We start from the raw sequence: 19,088 nt of genomic DNA on the forward strand, positions 1-19,088 counted from the left end.
CGCGACCCCCTGCGTGACAGGCAGGTATTCTAACCAGCTGAACTACCAGACCGTTGCTGTTAGCGGTTGCAAATATACAACCTTTTTTCAGTTACACAATAAAATAATATAAGTTTTTTCAAAAAAAAATAGCAACGTTAAAACGTCGCTATTTTTATACTATAATCAGAGTTTCTTATACCAAATCTAACCAAGAACTATTCTGTTTGTAATCAGTTACTAGCAGGGTACTTTCTTGAAAAGTTAGAGAACTTACACAAGCTGTAACTTCATGTCTTAAAGATGTTATGCATTCTGAAATCAAATCAGATCTAAATCCTTTGATTCCCATATCAATTACAAAATTTGCAGAAACTACTCTACCTATAATTCTACCTAAATCCACCATTTTCCTTTGTGGCAATTCCATATTCAAATTAAAGTTCAATAGATCTTTAAAAAACTCGGAGGAGTTAATTGTCAAATCATAGTTTTCTAAAAAGTCAAATAAATTGGTGATTTTCTTACGTCTCATCAACTTCATCACTGCTTCTGAAATTTGGGTGTACAGCATTTCGTTAGATCCTTCAAAAATCATAAAAGCTCTACTATCCATAATCCCTCTAGCTCCAATATTCTCTTCTTTGTATCCAGACGACCCTGATAATTGCACCAGAGTTTGTGCAGAAGCCTGCATCATGTCTGTGATTACAGATTTCATGCTATTTGCCTCTACCTGATCCATTGCCAATTCATTGTCTATACCACTGTGTTCAGAACTACGCGCACACATGGCAGAACATACCGTAAAAGCTGATTGGATATTTGCTATTTGCTCTCTTACTTTGTCTAATGCCAACAAATTTTTTCCTCCAACAATTCTATTGTTACAGTGCTCAATTGCTTCGTCCATCATTCTTTTGATGAACCCCATAGCCATACCTGGAAACTGCATTCTAGAACGGTGCAACAAATCTAACATCAATTTGATTCCTGTACTTGAGCCTTCCATTTTTTGATTTTCAGGCACTTTTAAATCCAACTTATTATTTCCATAAGGAATTGCATACAACCCTGCATTGTTGTAATATTCTTCAACAATTACTCTTTGTTCTGGGTCTTGGTTGTCTGCAATAAAAAAGTCAATATCTCTTCCTAATCTACCATCTTCACTTTTCTTACGAGAAGTAATCAACCAATAATCAGCCAATCCTGTTAATCCTTGCCAGTGCTTGTAACCTTCTATGTGATATTTACCATCTTTATACGTATTTGATGTTTCCATGCTCAAAGCATCAGACCCAAAACTTGGCTCTGTAATCATCAAACCTCCCATGTTTCTTTCTTCTAAAAAACGTTTAAAAATGGGAGCTTTTACTTCTGGTTGCGCATATTTTGCAACAGGTTCTAAAAACAAAGCTATGTTAATTCCAAAAGTTAACGAAAGTGGTAAAGATTCATAAGATGCAGCTTCAAGAACACCTAAACATTCTTTTACTTTCATACCTCTTCCACCATATTCTTCAGGAATTGCCACAGACAAAGGTCTCTTAGCCATGATATCTCTAAATACCAATGACGGAAAGCCTCTTAACTGACTAAATTTTTGAATGTCATCTTTCTCATAAAAAACACTTTTAAGAGTTTGTTTAAAATCACTTAAAAATGTCTCATATGAAATATTTGTAATTTCTTTAATGGACATATCTTCCTTGTCTTTATTAATTTATCATGCAAATATACAATTCTTACCTACATCTATGCCAACCCATTGGCCTAATTCTATTATTTATAATGCATTTTATATAGTTTACAGCTACTTTTTTTAAATATTTTATTAATTTTGGCACGTGAAAAATAGTAAGACTACATACCAAACGATTTCTTTCTTTACTACCCTTTGGGGTTGTCTTTGTTATTTATATGTATAAACTAGAAAATCTTGAACTTTAATTGATATGAATTCCATTAAAAATCAAGTACTATTTTTTTTCTCAATCATTCCACTAGAAATATGAAAATTTTAAAATTTGGAGGTACTTCAATTGCTTCTGCCGAGAATATTTTTCGCGTTATAGACATTCTAAAAGCGAATCATGACAAACAACAAATAGCGGTTGTTTTTTCTGCTATCAACAAAACAACGGATGCTTTGATTCTTATGGCTTCTAAAGCCAAGAATCAAGACGATACATATACAGAGGACTTTAATACATTGGAAAGCGATCATTTTAACATTGTTCGCAAATTGATTCCTATAAGCAGTCAAGGAAGTGTTTTGAGTGGTGTCAAAAAAATATTCAATGAATTAGAGAATATTTTAGAAGGAGTTTCTTTACTACAAGAGCTTTCTAACAAAACCAACGACACCATTGTGAGCTATGGTGAGTTTTTGTCTACCTTTATTATTACAAAAGCTTTGCAGTGTCAAGAATTAGATGCTGTTTATAAAAATACAGGAGAACTAATTGTTACCAATAGCAATTACGGAAATGCCACTCCAATTCTTGATGTTACAGACAACAATATCAAAAAATATTTTGTAGGAAACCTACATGCCATTATAGTTTTACCAGGATTTATTGCTTGTAACGAAGTTGGTGAAAAAACCACTTTAGGTCGTGGTGGATCTGATTATACAGCTGCTATTTTAGCTGCTGCTTTGGAAGTAGATCAGTTGGAAATTTGGACAGACGTTAGCGGAATGTATACTGCCAATCCTAAAATTGTAAAACAAGCAAAACCTATTCAAAAGCTTTCTTACAGTGAAGCTATGGAATTGTCTCATTTTGGAGCTTCTGTTTTGTATCCTCCAACAGTGCAACCTGTAATGCGTAAAAACATACCGTTATACATTAAAAATACGTTTCGTCCAGATGATTTTGGTTCCTTTATCAACAATGAAAATACCAAAGGTGATGGTGTTGTTAAAGGAATTAGTCACATAGACAACATTGCATTGGCAACTGTAGAAGGTAACGGATTGATTGGTATTCCAGGAGTTTCAAAAAGATTGTTCAGTGCTTTGTCTGAAAAAGATGTAAACGTAATTTTAATTACACAAGCATCCTCTGAGCATTCTATTTGTATTGCTATAAATCAGAGTGATGTAGAAAAAGCGGAATTTGCTATTCAAGATGAATTTGCCTACGAATTAAGTTTGGGTAAAATTGATCCTTTGCATACAAAAACCAACATGGCTATTGTGGCTATTGTTGGAGAAGAAATGAAAAGTCACCAAGGAATTAGTGGTAGAATGTTTAGCGCTTTAGGAAAAGACAACGTAAATATTCACGCAATTGCTCAAGGTGCTTCTGAAAGAAATATTTCTACCGTCATAGATAGTAAAAATGTTGTAAAAGCATTGAATAGCTTGCACGAGGAGTTTTTTGAAGATCATATTACCAAACTAAACTTATTTGTAGTGGGGGTTGGAAATGTAGGTGGAAAATTGCTAGAGCAAATTAAAAAGCAAAAAGACTATTTGTTAGAAAAATCACAATTGAGTATTGAAGTTGTTGGAATGGCAAATTCCAAAAAAATGATTTTTGATGCTGAAGGAATAGATTTGAATGCCGATTGGAAACAACATTTAGTGAAAAACGGAGAAGAACTAAATTTAGATTTGTTTCTTGAGCATGTAAAGGAAATGAATCTAATCAACAGTATTTTTGTAGACAATACGGCCAATGCAACCATTGCTGGTTTGTATGCAGATTATTTAAAAGAAAGCATAGGTGTTGTTACTTGTAACAAAATTGCAGCTTCTTCTGAATACAGTATTTATGCAGAATTGAAAAAATTATCTCAAGAATACAATGCTCCTTATCTATTTGAAACAAACGTAGGTGCAGGATTGCCAATTATCAACACACTAAACAATTTGGTGCAATCTGGAGATCAAATTTTAAAAATTCAAGCTGTTGCTTCTGGATCGTTGAACTTTATTTTCAACTCATTTGTAGGGGACGCTAATTTTGCAGTAATTGTTAACCAAGCTGGAGCTTTAGGATATACGGAACCAGACCCAAGAATTGATTTGAGTGGAGTTGATGTGGCTCGTAAAATATTGATTTTAGCTCGTGAAAGTGGAGCTAAAATGAATTTAGAAGATATTGAAAATAAATCTTTCTTACCATCAGCAAGTTTAGAAGCTGACTCTATTGAGGATTTCAAAAAAACATTGATTTCTGAAGAAGCACATTTCAATGCCATCAGAGATAACGCTGCCGCAAACAACACGCAATTAAAATATGTAGCCGAATATGTAAACGGGAAAGCAAACGTATCACTACAAGAAGTAGATGCTACTCACCCATTTTACAATTTGCAAGGAAGCGATAATATTGTCTTGTTCTTTACAGAAAGATATCCAGAATTCCCCTTAATTATTAAAGGTGCTGGTGCTGGTGCAGATGTTACCGCTTCTGGAATTTTTGCCGATATTATTAGAATTGGAAAAGGATAAAAATTAGTACTGAGTATATTAAGTACACAGTATTTAAGTATAGAGTGTAAAACATAAAAAAACACCCTTTACTAAATACCAAATACTAGAAAATTATATGAAAGAAATAAAAATATTTTGTCCTGCAACCATCGCCAACGTTTCTTGTGGTTTTGATGTATTAGGGTTGTGCTTGGATGCAACAGGTGATGAAATGGTGATTCGTACATCAGAAAATCCCGGGGTGAAAATCACCAAAATAATCGGACAAGATTTGCCATTAGCTACAGAAAAAAATGTTGCAGGTGTAGCGGTTTTGGCTATGTTAGAAAAATTAAACAACACCACAGATGGTTTTGAAATAGAAATTAACAAAAACATCAAACCTGGAAGTGGAATTGGTAGTTCTGCTGCAAGTAGTGCTGGTGCTGTGTATGGTGTAAATGAATTGTTAGGAAATCCTTTTAGCAACCATGACTTGATTGAGTTTGCCATGAAAGGTGAAGAACTAGCAAGTGGAGTTCCACATGCAGACAACGTAGCTCCTGCCCTTTTAGGCGGATTTACTTTGGTGCGTAGTACTGCCCCTTTAGATGTCATCAAACTACACACTCCTTCTCAATTGTATGCAACGGTAATTCATCCACAAATAGAAGTTAAAACAGCAGATGCTCGTCAAATTCTTAAAAGCAAAATAAGGTTAAAAACAGCCATTACTCAATGGGGAAACATTGGAGCTTTGGTGAGTGCTTTGTACACAGAAGATTATGATTTACTTTCTAGATCTTTACATGATGAAATTATAGAACCAATCCGATCAATTTTAATTCCCGCTTTTGATTTGGTAAAAGTAGAATGTAAAAATGCAGGAGCCTTAGGATCAGGAATTTCAGGCTCTGGACCTTCTATATTTGCATTGAGTAAAGGAGAAGAAACTGCCACCAAAGTAGCAGAAGCCATGAAAAAAGTATATGATAAAGTAGGTGTTGCTTATGACATTCATATCTCAAAAATTAACGATCAAGGAATGAAAATCATTTCATAACCCGAAATAAGAAATAGAAAATGAAATATTTTAGTTTGAACGAAAATGCTCCTAATGTATCATTTAGAGATGCTGTTGTCAACGGTATTGCTCCAGACAGAGGCTTGTATTTTCCAGAAAGTATTACACCATTACCTAAAGAATTTATTCAAAATTTAGATAACTATAGTAATGATGAAATAGCTTATGAAATCATCAAACAATTTGTTGGTGATGAAATTCCTGAACAAGAATTAAAAACCATTGTTAAAGAAACTTTGTGTTTTGATTTTCCTGTAGTTCCTATTGAAGAGAACATTGGTTCTTTAGAATTGTTTCATGGTCCTACCATGGCGTTTAAAGATGTAGGTGCTCGTTTTATGGCTCGTTGTTTGGGTTATTTTAATCAAAAAGAAAAAAACACAAACGATGTAACTGTATTGGTGGCTACTTCTGGTGATACTGGAGGAGCTGTTGCTAGTGGATTTTTAGGTGTTGATGGTGTTGATGTCGTTATTTTGTATCCAACTGGAAAAGTGTCTGATGTACAAGAAAAACAATTGACTACTTTAGGACAAAACATTACAGCTTTAGAAGTAAAAGGTGCTTTTGACGATTGCCAAGACATGGTAAAAACAGCTTTTTTAGATGAATCTTTAAAAGGTTACAGAACATTAACTTCGGCAAATTCTATCAATGTTGCTCGTTGGTTGCCACAAGCTTTTTACTTTTTCTTTGCATACAAGCAACTAAAAGATAAATCTAAAGATATTGTGTTTTCTGTGCCTAGTGGAAATTTTGGAAACATTTGTGCTGGAATGATTGCGCAAAGATTAGGATTGCCTATCAAAGAATTCATTACAGGAACAAATGCAAACAGAGTGGTGCCTGCTTATTTAGAATCTGGAATCTACGAACCTAAACCAACAATTACCACTATTTCTAATGCCATGGATGTTGGAGCACCGAGTAACTTTATCAGGATAGAAAAGTTACATGATTTTGACATTGAAAAATTACGTAAGAACTTAAAAGGATTCTCTTATACAGATGCACAAGCTACAGAAGCTATGGGACACTTGTACAAGAAGTTTAACTACGTAGCTGAGCCACACGGTGCCATTGGTTATTTGGCTTTGAAAAACTATTTAAAAACAGCAGAGAACACGCAAGGTGTCTTTTTAGAAACCGCACATCCTGTTAAGTTTATGGATGTTTTATACCCTGGTGTTGCTGAAACAATTGAATTACCAGAACAAATTAAAGCAGTCATAGACAAACCTAAAACGTCTATTAAAATTTCTGATTACAAAGGGTTGACAGATTTCTTAAAATCATAACATCCTACTTTCATATAGCAAAAAACTCAAGTAAAATTAATCTACTTGAGTTTTTATGTTTTAAAAAAATCAATAAGTTAGTACTTCATTTCTCCGCCTAACTCCGTAAAATATCCTTGTTGATTGGTGTTTCCTTCAACTCCTTTTTCTAGAGCGTTGGCTTTTTCTTCTTCTAAATACAAATTGTACATTTCTTCATAATCTCTTGTGTAATCTGCATGTGTTACTACGTTAACATCAAACACAACCGTTTGTTTCATTACTGAATCTAAATTTGCATAAATATCAATGTAACCTTCAACAAATCCAATGTTTTTCTTACTATCATATTCCACATTGATGAATCCAAAACTTTCTGGCAAAATAATAGACTCGGGAAAATCTGCAACAATACAACCACAAGAAGTAATTACCTCTTTAATAACCAAAGGTTTTGTTCCTGTATTAAAAAATTTAAATGTTGTATTTAATTTAGAACCTCTAACAATAGGGTAGTAATGCCTCAGTGTATCTTCAATAACCATTGAAGTTTTTTCTAGAGAATCCATCGCCTTTTCTCTTGCATATTTACCACAAGAAATAACGAGAAGGCAAAGTAGGAAGAATAAAAGTTTGTTCATTATCTCAAGAATCTTATTTCATCAATCGCAATTGACTTGTTTGGGTTTATTAATTTTATGTTGTACGAAAAGTGTTCTGTCAAATTAGGCAATTCAAATTCCATAATTTCAACAGTTGACTTTTCGGTATTTTTAGGTTTTAACACAATCTCTTTGATCAGTTTGTTCTCTTTATCCAATATTTGAATAACGCTTGGTAAAAAAATCCTATGTCTTGTATCTGATAAAAATCCTATTTCTATTTTGGTGATTTTCTTACCAGGACACTTGGTATTGTTTACATTTAAGAGCAATTCTTTACCGCTAAATATCAACCAATTGTCATTGTAATTATCAAAACCAAAAGCTCCATCATTTAAGACTTTTATGTTCTTGTAATCTTCATCTAATTTAGAAAATGTACTGATATTTACATTGTAAAAAGAGTTATTATTTTGAATTCTACTCAAGAATTGACTCCATTGTAAAATATAGTCGTTAAAATCACCATTCTTTTCATTTATCGTATTTAATCCTGTTGATTTTACCAAATTAGCTAATTTTTCTAATTTAGATGGAATTGTTTCCAAAGGGACAATGTCATTTTCATCTAAAACACCAAAACCTTCATTTTTCAATCCGTTTACATGCATCATCTCCAATTGTAAAAAGAGCAAACCTATTTTAAATTTGTCAATCTTTTGACTACCGATTTTATCAGCTTGGTTGTACAGATTTTCTAAATCATCAATTGCAAGATACCTCTTATTAGCCAACTTTATTCCACTATAGATATTTTGTTTTTTTTGAGATTGAATTGCTTTAGCTTCCGCAGTCATTAAATAACTACTAAGAAATGGCAATTCAGGATAATATCTATCAACGGCTTCTGTTATCAATCTTTCAACATTATCATTTGGATTTTCTAACAATTTAGAAAGTACATGATATTTTACTTCTTCTACAATAGAATAATCGTATCCGCTACCATGTAAAAACACCCCTGTAACCCCATTTTTAATATAGGCTTTTAGATTCTTTTGAGTAGTTGTATACAATGGATAAAAATCCATATAGTTGTCAAAATTAACCACATAATCCCAAATATAAATATTTTCAATTTTGGAATTCCACGTTGCAATTTGATTTAAAAATTGTTTCCCTTTTGAAGTTTCTTCTAAAGGCAAAGCTTCTTGACAATCAATAGTACTTAACAAAACTCCTACATTTGATGGCAACTTAAAACTTGGTGGTGTTTTGGTCGTTACATATCCTAAAGACCAAAAGGTCAAATCTGTATACTTTTTAGCAAATTCAGACAACAAACTATAAACTGCTGGACTTGCATTGCTCTTAGTATTCCCTTTATCTTTGCATAAATGACACTGACAAACGATGTTGTTATCATCTGGAGCAATCATAAATCGTTTTAATGAAACATCGCTTATTTGAGATTCTTTTACGTTTTTATGTATAATTTTTTTCAACTCCTCACTAGAAAAACACAGCTGATCTGGATTTCTTTTTCCATTTTGCAACGCATAAATTTCATCAGAAACCTTTTCTTTTTTCACCCACTTTCTAATATTGTGCCCCCACAATCCCCATTCCGTTTCTAAATAATTAGTATGATAAAAGCTTCTGTTCTTAGGGTCAAAGTTTTGAGAGAAATATACCTCTCTATACTCAAACGCAGCTTCTTTTGTATCGGCATTACTCACAAACAATTCACTAGGTATTTTAATGTCTTTTTCAGAAGTGTACACAAAAATTTTATTTATCAAAAAATCTACAGCACTTTCAAAACCATTTTCAGTAGCTGCAACTATCTCCAATACTTTTCCTTTCAAAACAATATTGTACCCCGTAGCACTGTTTAACGACTTTACTTCTTTAAAATAAACATTAAATACTTCTGTCTTTTTTTGAGATGAAAAAGGAATTCGTAATCCTGATTTTTCGTGTATTTTTTTTTGAAAAGTACCCAATGACTTTGTCAAAGTACTACTAAATTTTGGCATATAAATAACGGGAGTACTTTCTCCCTTATGATAAAAAAAAACAGTTTTTTCTTGAGGTATCATCACCAAAGACAACAACATTAGAAATACAACAACTATCTTTTTCATAACTCTAATTAAAACTTAGTTTGTACTGTAAAATACACGTGGTATTGATCCACTCTTTGCTGAATACTTTCTACACCTGTTAAATTCACTTCATCATCATAAACACCTACTACATTGATGGTTTGAAAACTATACCAATTTCCTTGTATTCCAAAATTGAACTTATGATTTTTATTCCACCAATACCCTGCTCCAACCATAGAGTTTGTATAGGTTAAAAATGTGCTTAACTGAAAATTGGCCTCAAATTCATCTTGTGGTGCATTACCTGCAGAAGCCATTGCTACAAAATAATCACCTTTTTCATTTACGTTATATTTCGCTTGCATAAAATAGTTTGTATAAAAATTATAATCACTACCCGTAACAAAAGCTTCGTATAAATTATCATCATTATCAAGATCATAATCATACGTATATTCTTTTCCATAAAACAAATTAAACCTAGCTGTAAGGTAAAAATCACCCAATTCTTTAGAAGCTCCTAATATTAAATTCACAAAATCTCTACGATTTTGTAATCTTGTATATCCCAAACCTAAATTAGCCTCCCAAGAATTATTTAATGATTTGTATGCATTTGCTGTCACTTTAAATCTTGGAAAAAATTTAGATCCATAATAACCATCTAATTGTGTATACAAAGTTTCATCAAATTTATGCACCCACGATCCTGAAAGTTGCAGTCCTATACCATCTGTTTTTGATGCATAATACAAAGCTGTTCCATATTCATTTTTCTCAAACTTTTTCTTATAATATATAGAGGCTAGCGCTGTTGCAAAACTTTCTTCTCCAGAAAAAACTCTCAAATAAGAAACACCAATATGATCATTTAAAGGATGGTATGTTAAATAGTTTAAGTGATCTGTCAAATCCATTTCTTTAGGTACTACACTTAATTTTTGATAGTAATGCGCATTTTCATATTCTTCCATCATTTCAAAAATCACCCCTTTTTTATAAGTAAAAAAACGTGTTTCTGGATTTGGTTCTATTTCCAATGCTCTATTAACATAAATCATTGCGTTAGTCGTATCTTTTTCTTTAATAGACAAATTCACCAACCTTTGGTAAGTTGGTATATTTAAAGAATCTAAAACTAAGACTGAATTATATAACGTATTTGCTGTAATATAATCCTCCTCTTCATCTGCAATAGTTGCTAATTTGAATCTTTCTTCTGCTAAAATTCCTCTTACCACAATATCGTTCGGATACGTGTCATTTAATTCCTCCAGCAAGTCTGTTGCTTTTTTATGTTCATTCAAACCTGAATAAGCCGCAATTCTCTTTACTTTAAAATTTATATTTTCTGGATAATTGTAAACAGCGCTATCAGCGTACACCAACATTTTATCATAATCTTTTAAAGCTGCAGATGCATTGATAGCATAAGTATATGTCAACTCTCCTTTTCTATCCACTTCCAAACTTCTGTCTGCAATAGGAAAAGCTTTTAAATATTGTTGTTGCAATAACAAATCTTTTAAATACAGTTCTGAATAATAGACATATTGTTTTTTGTATTTTTCTTCTTCTGGAAATTCATTCATAAGACTTCCAACAATTTCCAAAGCTTCTTCATACTTACCAATACTCATAAGTAAGTCAGCTTTTTTCACCAAATTTATCTTCTCTTTAGGCTGATTTTCAACCATCGAGTCAATTTGTTTCAAAGCATCTGTTGTGTTGTTCTGCATAGAATAGATTGCAAAAATATTACTATCTGCAATCTCCTTATAATCAGGATACTTTAGCAAAATAAAATAATTATCCAAAGCTGCCTGATATTGTTGTTGCAAAGTATATTCTTTTGCCTCACTTAACAAAACCGCTGCATATTCTTGGTTGATGTCATAATCTCCAGCGTATTTTTCGTGCAATGTCATTACTGATTTACGATATCTAGACACATCGTTTAATTTCTTGTAAACAAACATTTGTTTTACTAGCAAATCTTTATTTCCTGGACTCCTTAACAGACCTTCAGAAATTAATCTTAATGACTCATTGTAATGTCCTTTGTCTATAGATTTGTTTAATAAATAATTATATGAATCTCTGTTACTATCTATAGAATATGCTTTTTGATGCAATAAATAGGGATCTGTATTTTCATAAAAAAGTGCGGCCTGATATAGCAAATACTTTTCTGTACTTCTATAAAAATCGGCAGGAACTTCATTCCTTTTCAATTTTAAATAACTAAGTGCAGCATCGTACCTTTCTAACATTTCTAGATTTCCAATCTTCTTTTTAATCAACGTTAAATCGTTTGGAAAATAAATCAATGCTCTTTCTGTATACTCCAATCCAGATTCTGGTCTACCAGCACTATTCTCTAAATTTATCAAACTTATATAAGCCTCTATATCAGAAGGATTTTCTTTGATGACGTTTAAATACGTAGATTTTGCTTTTTCAACATTCCCTGATTTGGCTACTCTAAGCCCTTCTTGATTCATGATATAGCTATAATTTGCTTCTACCACAGAATCATTTGGAAATATTTGACGCAATCTTGTAGCTGCTCTTTTTACTTCTACATAGTTTTCCATGTCATTGTAAATTGCAATTTTTTTAAGCCACAAACCTTTCCAATAAGGAGTTTTTTCTAAAAGTTCATTTACATAACAAATAGCACTTGAATATCTTTTGGATTGATATTCAACATTTACCAAATAATGTCTAGCTGCTACATTGTTATCATCTTGTAAAATTACTTTTTGCAAAAAGTAACGAGCACTGTCTAATTTATTTAAGTTCATGTAACTTTTACCAAGCTGTTGCTTTAAATCTATATCATAAGGAGTTTTTTTCAATCCCTTTAAACATAAATCCGCAGACCCTCTAAAATCACCATTCTTATCAGCTTCTCTAGCGGCATCAAAATATGTGTTTTCAACCTCAATTTCTTGAGAAAACACGCTTAAATTACTAATCAAAAAGAGAACTAATATGTATAACTGTTTTGTAATTTTCATAAAAATATATTAACTACTTACACCTTTTCTAGTCATCGTACCCCATTTCAATTCTTTTCCTATATAAAAGTTAAAATAACCTTTTAAGGCAAAAAACACAATTAGAGGATGGTATAAAATTGGTTCTAAAAATCCCATCAATATCAATCGGACTACCTCACTAACTTTTTTATAATGTTTAAAAACAATATGATCTTGAATAACGACCAGCGTTGTAATAAAGATTGCAAATGTATAGGAATAAAGCAAAATTATAAATGCCATGTCCCAGTTTACTTTATTTATAAGAATTAAATAAATAAAAAATAAAATTCCAACACCTTCAATAATTGGTGCTAAAAACTCAAAAATAAACGTGTATGGAAAGGCTATCAAACCTAAACGCTTGTACTTTCTGTTAAAAAGAACATTTCGATACACTCTAAAAATCTGAGCCAATCCTGATGCCCATCTAGTTCTCTGTCTGTTCAATACCTGAATGTTATCAGGTCCTTCCGTCCAACAACAAGAAACTGGTATATATACCAACTTGTAATCCATGTTGTTATTCATCATGTAACGTGCCAATTTTGTTGCCATATCCATGTCTTCAGCATGTGAATCTCCTGAATATCCACCGGCTTTAATAGCTATTTCTTTATCAAACAACCCCAATCCTCCAGAAATATTAGGCACTGAATTTATAAAAGACCATCCCATTTTACCTAACAAATAGGCTCTAATGTATTCTAACTCTTGAAAACAAGGAATCAATCTTTTTGGTGGACTTACCCTTGTTACAACTCCATCTTTTACTTCACATCCATTCAACATTCGAAGAGTAGACCCTACACCCACAACTCTCTTTTTAGAATTTAAAAAGGGTTTGATCATTTTCAACAATGTCTGTCTATTCAATACACAATCTACATCTGTACTTAAATAATATGGAAATACAGAAGCATTGATACCTGCATTGGATGCATCTGCTTTTGTTCCCCCATTTTCTTTATCAACAACTGTTAAAATAGAATACTTAGGATTTGTAGATTTAAATACCCTTTTAAAGGGTTTTGTCTTAATTTTTTCAATATATAAGAAGTCAACCTCCACCAAATCGAATTCACTTATGAGCTTTTCCAGTGTTTTATCCTTACTACCATCGTTTACAATAATCACCTCAAAAAGAGGGTATTCTAATGTCATTAGAGAACTTACATTCACAATAATAGTTTTCTCTTCGTTATAAGCTGGTGCTACAACTGAAATACCAGGCGTTAAAGGAGATTTCATCAATACCTCATCGTCTTGATCAGAGTTATAACTCTTATATCTCATTAAATTTATAGACGAAAAAGTAGCTAACACTAAGTAGCTAAATATCATCGCCGAAGCATAATAAAACACAAAAGTTTCGTAAAAATCTGTAATATTTTCTAACATAAAATTTTATTTGTATAAAATTAAATCATTTTCAGCATGCTTAAACAGTAAGTCTCTGTAAAAAAGTTCTACATCTACCAACTCATCGTCATTTTTAGCCTCTTCCAACTGTTTTTCCATCTCAGACTTCAACTCGGCAAACATAGCTTTACCTTCGGGACCGTAATCATACATCACTAAGGCAATGTTTTTTTGTGCATCCAAATCTTTAGAATCTTGAAAGGCTAGTTTTAAAAACTCTAAAGATTTTCCTGTTGCCAAGAAACCTACACACCTGATAATTGCTTCTTGACAAATATCAGGTTCGTTAAAATAAATTCTTGTTAAAACCTCCTCATATTCTACATCTCCCAATTTACCCAATGCTAAAATGGCTTCTGCTCTTAACTCGTGGTTGACATCTTTAACTTTACTACGAATAATTTCAATGGCTTTTTTCTGGTTAAAGTAGGCAGCAGCTTTTAATAAAAAGATTACTAAAGAATCATTTGTAGAATACCCAATCCATTTACCAAAGTTAGGCAAACCAACAGTGTTAGATTGTTCAATCAATAAATTCATCAATTTTACCTGACTCCATTTGGTCATATCTCCTTTTAACTCGTCAAAAAATCGATAAGGATCATTCTTACTTAAGTTCAAGTAAGACAATCTAGCCTCTGTCTGAACCTCTTCGTTGTTACTGTAGGTATAGGTTAAAATGGTAGAATCTGAATTGGCCATTCCCAGTTCAGAAAAATAACTAATTGCTTTCTTTTTGGTTCCTGAAGAAGTAAATGAGAATTTGGATCCTAAATATTTTTCAATTTGCAACGCGTTAAATATCATTGGGTACCTTGTTGACTCTTCATGTGAATTGTTCCTAATTCTAATTAGAGTGTCAATTGCCAAATCCATTTCGTAAGAATTACTAACTTGTTTCTTCTTACCAAATCCTTTTCTTCTACGTCTATTGTTTTTATTTACTGTTTTTTCAAATTCTTTTCTTATTTCATCTTCTGTATCTAAATAATCTTCAAACAAAATTTTCTCGAACAGTTCATGGATTTTTGGAGCTACTTTGTTTTGTAGTTTTTCTCTAATTGCATAAACCCTTCTCAGAAGAGTCAAATACACCATAAAGAATATTGACATGAATAGACTCATAAAAATGAAAGCGATCGATATCTGAATAACTAAAGGATACGCTCTTATTTTAAACTGTAAAGAATAAAGCCAGTTTATAAATTCCATAAATATTATATTAAATGTCCTAAAACAAGAAACAGAAGTCTGTTTCTTGTATAAATTTACACGCTTAAATCGCGTTAAAATCTACAGTTCATATTAGGATACAAGTATACTCCATTTTTGCGTAAAAACACAGCTTTCAACCTACAAATAAACGACAGTAAACCGCTACATTAAAAATATAAATATTCATAAAAAAACACCAAAAACAAACATATCAACCACAATAACACCCAAAAAACATCAATTCAACAACTAAACAAGCAAATAACAAAAAAATGAATAAATTAACACATGTTAATTTATTGTTATTGTTTTTTAAACACAACTCAACAAAAAGCTTTTTTTAACCAAAAAAACAAACTTTACTTATTTTTTTTCAACGCTAATAATCTTATCCCACTAACTATCAAACATCTAAACGTCTAAAAAACATTGCTGCCTGTAATTTTTCAGAAACACACATTTTATCTTCTTAAATATTTTGTTATTTATCAACCATTCACTAGATTTAAAAACACCATTTGTTATGAAAAACCCCGTCAAACTACATGAGTTTAACAACTCAATGGATGCCTGTCATTTGAAAAACTCAATAGAGATCGTTTCAAATATTTCTGTTGAAATTATAAGAAACACCAACAAAAATGATATTATTTCTCATCAAATTTTTGTAGATAAAAGTAATTACCCCAAAGCCCTAATTCTACTACATAAAGAATTAAGCATACTTGAATATTCCAAAAGGAGAGCTGCTGAAAAAAAACTGATACTTGAATCTAATCAAGAATATGAAAATTCTAAAAAGAGTACGTTTTTTGGGTTTTTCAGAAAAAAAATTCAAATTTATCAACTCTAAAAAAAACTCAGTCAAAATCTTTTTATTTTCTTAAAATTTAAGGTAATGCAACTTTTGCATATCATCCACAAATCTTTCTAGATGTAGTAATAATGTATTAGTTTTGTTCCTAAAGTCATTCATTCATGAAACAAATAGCCCTACACAATACCCATGTTCAATTGAAAGCTAAAATAGTACCTTTTGCAGGGTATGAAATGCCGGTACAATATGAAGGTGTTAAAATAGAACATCAAACAGTTAGAAACGCTGTTGGTGTTTTTGATGTCTCTCATATGGGAGAATTCTTACTAGAAGGTGTTGATGCCTTATCATTAATTCAAAAAGTAACAACAAACGATGCTAGCAAATTGAAAATTGGAGATGCTCAATACACTTGTATGCCCAATGAAAATGGAGGAATTGTTGATGACTTGTTAGTTTATAAAGTAAAAGAAGAAACATACCTACTTGTTGTAAATGCATCTAACATAGAAAAAGATTGGAATTGGATTTCTAAACACAACCTTGCAAATGTAACGATGAAGAATCTATCTGATGCTTATTCTTTATTGGCCATCCAAGGACCAAAAACCATTGATGCGATACAAAAATTGACATCTGTTGATCTATCCTCCATTCCTTTTTACAAATTTGTAGTAGGAGATTTTGCAGGAATTGAACACGTAATCATATCTGCGACAGGATACACTGGAGCTGGTGGGTTTGAAATTTATTGTAAAAATAGCGAAGTTCAACAAATTTGGGACAACGTATTTAAAGCCGGAAAAGAATTTGGAATCAAACCTATAGGTCTTGCGGCCAGAGATACTTTGCGTTTAGAAATGGGATTTTGTTTGTACGGAAATGACATTAATGACACTACCTCTCCTATAGAAGCGGGGCTTAGTTGGATTACTAAATTCAACAAAAATTTCATCAACAAAGACAATTTAGAAGCTCAAAAAAAGACAGGAACTTCAAAAAAATTAGTTGGTTTTGAATTGATAGACAAAGGTGTACCAAGAAAAGACTATCCTATTTTAGATGAAAACGGCAACACCATTGGTATTGTAACCTCTGGAACCATGTCTCCTAGCCTAAACAAAGCTATCGGTTTAGGTTATGTCTCTACTAAAAACAGCAATATTGGAAACGAAATTTATATTGCTGTAAGAAACAAACAGCTAAAAGCCAAAGTAGTTAAATTGCCTTTTTACAAAGAATAAAAACAACTAAAATTCTTTTTATGGATATGATTTACATTCTATTAAGCCTTTTAACTGGAAGCTTGATTGGTTTTGTAGTTGCAAAAAAAATTAGCGAATTACAAGCTGAAAAAAAACTAACATCTAGTCATGAACAAATTGGTTTGTTACAAAAAGAGATAGAATACATACAAAACAATTCAAAAGATATTGCTTTTAGACTCGAAAAATCTTTGTTAGAAAGTAAAAAAGAGCAAGAAAAAATAGCGGAAGTTGCTAAAATAGATTTAGAAAATTTACGCCGTAATAAAGAAGAACAACTGGCAGATTTGATCAAAGAAAAAGAAAATTTAGCGGTCAGTTTAGAAAGAGCCAATGCTAAAACAGAAGAGTTGATGACGGATTTGTCTGAAAATAAAGCCGAAATAGAGAAACTTCAGGAAAAATTCGCCAAAGAGTTTGAAAATCTAGCCAATAAAATATTAGAAGAAAAATCTAAAACCTTCTCAGATCAAAATCAGAAAAACATCAATGATATTTTAAAACCACTTCAAGAAAAAATTCAATCTTTTGAAAAAAAAGTTGAAGATACCAATAAAGAAAGTATTGATAGAAACTCTGGTTTGAGACAACAAATAGAAAGTTTAAAAGACTTAAATCATAAAATGAGTAAAGATGCCGAAAACTTAACCAAAGCTTTAAAAGGTGATAGTAAAACTCAAGGAAACTGGGGAGAAATGATCTTAGAAAGAGTTTTAGAAAAATCAGGTTTGGAAAAAGGTAGAGAATACGAATTGGAAAAAAGTTTTGATACCGATATGGAATCTAAAACTCGTTTAAGACCTGATGTTATTATCAACTTACCCGACAATCGTAAAATGATTGTAGACTCTAAAGTAACACTTACTGCTTATGAAAAATTAGTAAGTACCGATAACGAATTAGAAAAAACGCAATACATAAAAGAACATTTACTGTCATTACATAGACATATTGAACAATTAAGTGCAAAAAAATACTCTGAACTATATCAAATAGAATCTCCAGATTTTGTTTTGATGTTTATCCCTATAGAACCTGCATTTGCCTTAGCACTAGAGCAAGACAATGAATTGTACAACAAAGCTTTTGCAAAAAACATTGTTATTGTAACCCCAAGTACTTTGCTAGCAACATTACGCACTATAGAAAGTATGTGGAAAAATGAAAAACAACAAAAAAATGCTTTAGAAATAGCAACACAAGCAACACGTTTGTACGAACAATTTGTATCATTAACAGAAGAATTGATAAAATTAGGAAAACAATTAAAGACCGTTGAAGGAACTTATGACACAACCATGAAAAAATTAACAGGTAGAGGGAATTTAATTGTCAAAGTAGAAAACTTAAAACAACTAGGAATTAAAACAAATAGCAAAGAATTTAATGAAAAACTACTAGAAAGAGCTTCCGAAGAAATTTAAACCCGCAAAAAGAAGCTTATAATAAATTGATTATAAAGCATCTATATTTACATTAAAAAAAGTTAAAATTTTCTTTTGTCATAAAGTGAATATATCTTATATTTGCATCCGCAATGGCGAGGTAGCTCAGTTGGTTAGAGCGCAGGATTCATAACCCTGAGGTCACGGGTTCAACTCCCGTCTTCGCTACAAAAAGTTCTTTAAAAAACACAATTACCAAATAAAAAAATAAGCGAAAGTAGCTCAGTTGGTAGAGCGTCAGCCTTCCAAGCTGAATGTCGCCGGTTCGAACCCGGTCTTTCGCTCTAATTTTTTTAAAAATAATTAAGTATATTTGCATATGCGAAAGTAGCTCAGTTGGTAGAGCGTCAGCCTTCCAAGCTGAATGTCGCCGGTTCGAACCCGGTCTTTCGCTCTAA

12 protein-coding genes and 3 tRNA genes are annotated in these 19,088 nt (G+C 31.9%); 9 read left to right on the forward strand and 6 right to left on the reverse strand.

The features are described from left to right. Positions 1-175: 175 nt before the first annotated feature. On the reverse strand, positions 176-1,684 hold the full coding sequence (locus Q4548_RS16000; RefSeq protein ID WP_303456844.1) for an acyl-CoA dehydrogenase family protein: 1,509 nt from the start codon (positions 1,682-1,684) through the stop codon (positions 176-178). Between the two features lie 309 nt (positions 1,685-1,993). Here Q4548_RS16000 and thrA point away from each other — a divergent pair, with 309 nt between their 5' ends. The 3 genes from thrA to thrC all read left to right on the forward strand — a co-directional run bounded on the left by thrA (position 1,994) and on the right by thrC (position 6,790). Next, positions 1,994-4,447 carry a bifunctional aspartate kinase/homoserine dehydrogenase I gene (gene thrA, locus Q4548_RS16005; RefSeq protein WP_303456846.1) on the forward strand — a complete coding sequence of 818 codons (2,454 nt, stop codon included), beginning with the start codon at positions 1,994-1,996 and terminating at the stop codon, positions 4,445-4,447. 97 nt (positions 4,448-4,544) lie between these two features. Next, on the forward strand, positions 4,545-5,471 hold the full coding sequence (locus Q4548_RS16010; RefSeq protein ID WP_303456848.1) for a homoserine kinase: 927 nt from the start codon (positions 4,545-4,547) through the stop codon (positions 5,469-5,471). 20 nt (positions 5,472-5,491) lie between these two features. Then, positions 5,492-6,790, forward strand: coding sequence for a threonine synthase (thrC, locus tag Q4548_RS16015; RefSeq protein ID WP_303456850.1), 1,299 nt, complete (start codon positions 5,492-5,494; stop codon positions 6,788-6,790). A 77-nt stretch (positions 6,791-6,867) separates the two neighbouring features. Here the strand turns inward: thrC and Q4548_RS16020 are convergent, their stop codons facing one another. From Q4548_RS16020 to Q4548_RS16040, 5 genes are read right to left on the reverse strand one after another with little or no spacing between them, the layout of a single operon-like run. Then, positions 6,868-7,410, reverse strand: coding sequence for a DUF1573 domain-containing protein (locus Q4548_RS16020; RefSeq protein ID WP_303456852.1), 543 nt, complete (start codon positions 7,408-7,410; stop codon positions 6,868-6,870). Beyond that, a complete protein-coding gene (locus Q4548_RS16025; RefSeq protein ID WP_303456855.1) occupies positions 7,410-9,518 on the reverse strand; it encodes a DUF4838 domain-containing protein in 2,109 nt (702 codons plus the stop codon). The genes Q4548_RS16020 and Q4548_RS16025 overlap by 1 nt, the downstream gene beginning before the upstream one ends. 8 nt (positions 9,519-9,526) lie before the next feature. Next, positions 9,527-12,505: a hypothetical protein gene (locus tag Q4548_RS16030; RefSeq protein ID WP_303456858.1), complete on the reverse strand. Its 2,979-nt coding sequence runs from the start codon at positions 12,503-12,505 to the stop codon at positions 9,527-9,529. A gap of 9 nt (positions 12,506-12,514) precedes the next feature. After that, positions 12,515-13,927, reverse strand: coding sequence for a glycosyltransferase (locus Q4548_RS16035; RefSeq protein WP_303456860.1), 1,413 nt, complete (start codon positions 13,925-13,927; stop codon positions 12,515-12,517). A gap of 6 nt (positions 13,928-13,933) precedes the next feature. Continuing rightward, a complete protein-coding gene (locus Q4548_RS16040; RefSeq protein WP_303456863.1) occupies positions 13,934-15,061 on the reverse strand; it encodes a HEAT repeat domain-containing protein in 1,128 nt (375 codons plus the stop codon). Positions 15,062-15,686: 625 nt separating this feature from the next. On the opposite strand from Q4548_RS16040, the gene Q4548_RS16045 reads away from it, so the two are divergent. The 6 genes from Q4548_RS16045 (at position 15,687) to Q4548_RS16070 (ending at position 19,084) form a co-directional block, all read left to right on the forward strand. Further along, the gene (locus tag Q4548_RS16045) at positions 15,687-16,016 is read left to right on the forward strand and encodes a hypothetical protein (protein ID WP_303456865.1); all 330 of its coding nucleotides are present in this window, start codon (positions 15,687-15,689) and stop codon (positions 16,014-16,016) included. 125 nt (positions 16,017-16,141) lie between these two features. Further along, positions 16,142-17,224, forward strand: coding sequence for a glycine cleavage system aminomethyltransferase GcvT (gcvT, locus tag Q4548_RS16050; RefSeq protein ID WP_303456868.1), 1,083 nt, complete (start codon positions 16,142-16,144; stop codon positions 17,222-17,224). A 20-nt stretch (positions 17,225-17,244) separates the two neighbouring features. Beyond that, positions 17,245-18,669: a DNA recombination protein RmuC gene (gene rmuC, locus Q4548_RS16055; RefSeq protein WP_303456870.1), complete on the forward strand. Its 1,425-nt coding sequence runs from the start codon at positions 17,245-17,247 to the stop codon at positions 18,667-18,669. 115 nt (positions 18,670-18,784) lie between these two features. After that, positions 18,785-18,858, forward strand: a tRNA-Met gene (locus tag Q4548_RS16060). A 43-nt stretch (positions 18,859-18,901) separates the two neighbouring features. Continuing rightward, positions 18,902-18,974, forward strand: a tRNA-Gly gene (locus Q4548_RS16065). A 37-nt stretch (positions 18,975-19,011) separates the two neighbouring features. Then, a tRNA-Gly gene (locus Q4548_RS16070) sits at positions 19,012-19,084 on the forward strand. The last annotated feature ends 4 nt before the right edge of the window (positions 19,085-19,088 follow it).

Origin of the sequence: Wenyingzhuangia sp. 2_MG-2023 (assembly GCF_030548295.1) — a bacterium.
Lineage (GTDB): Bacteria > Bacteroidota > Bacteroidia > Flavobacteriales > Flavobacteriaceae > Wenyingzhuangia.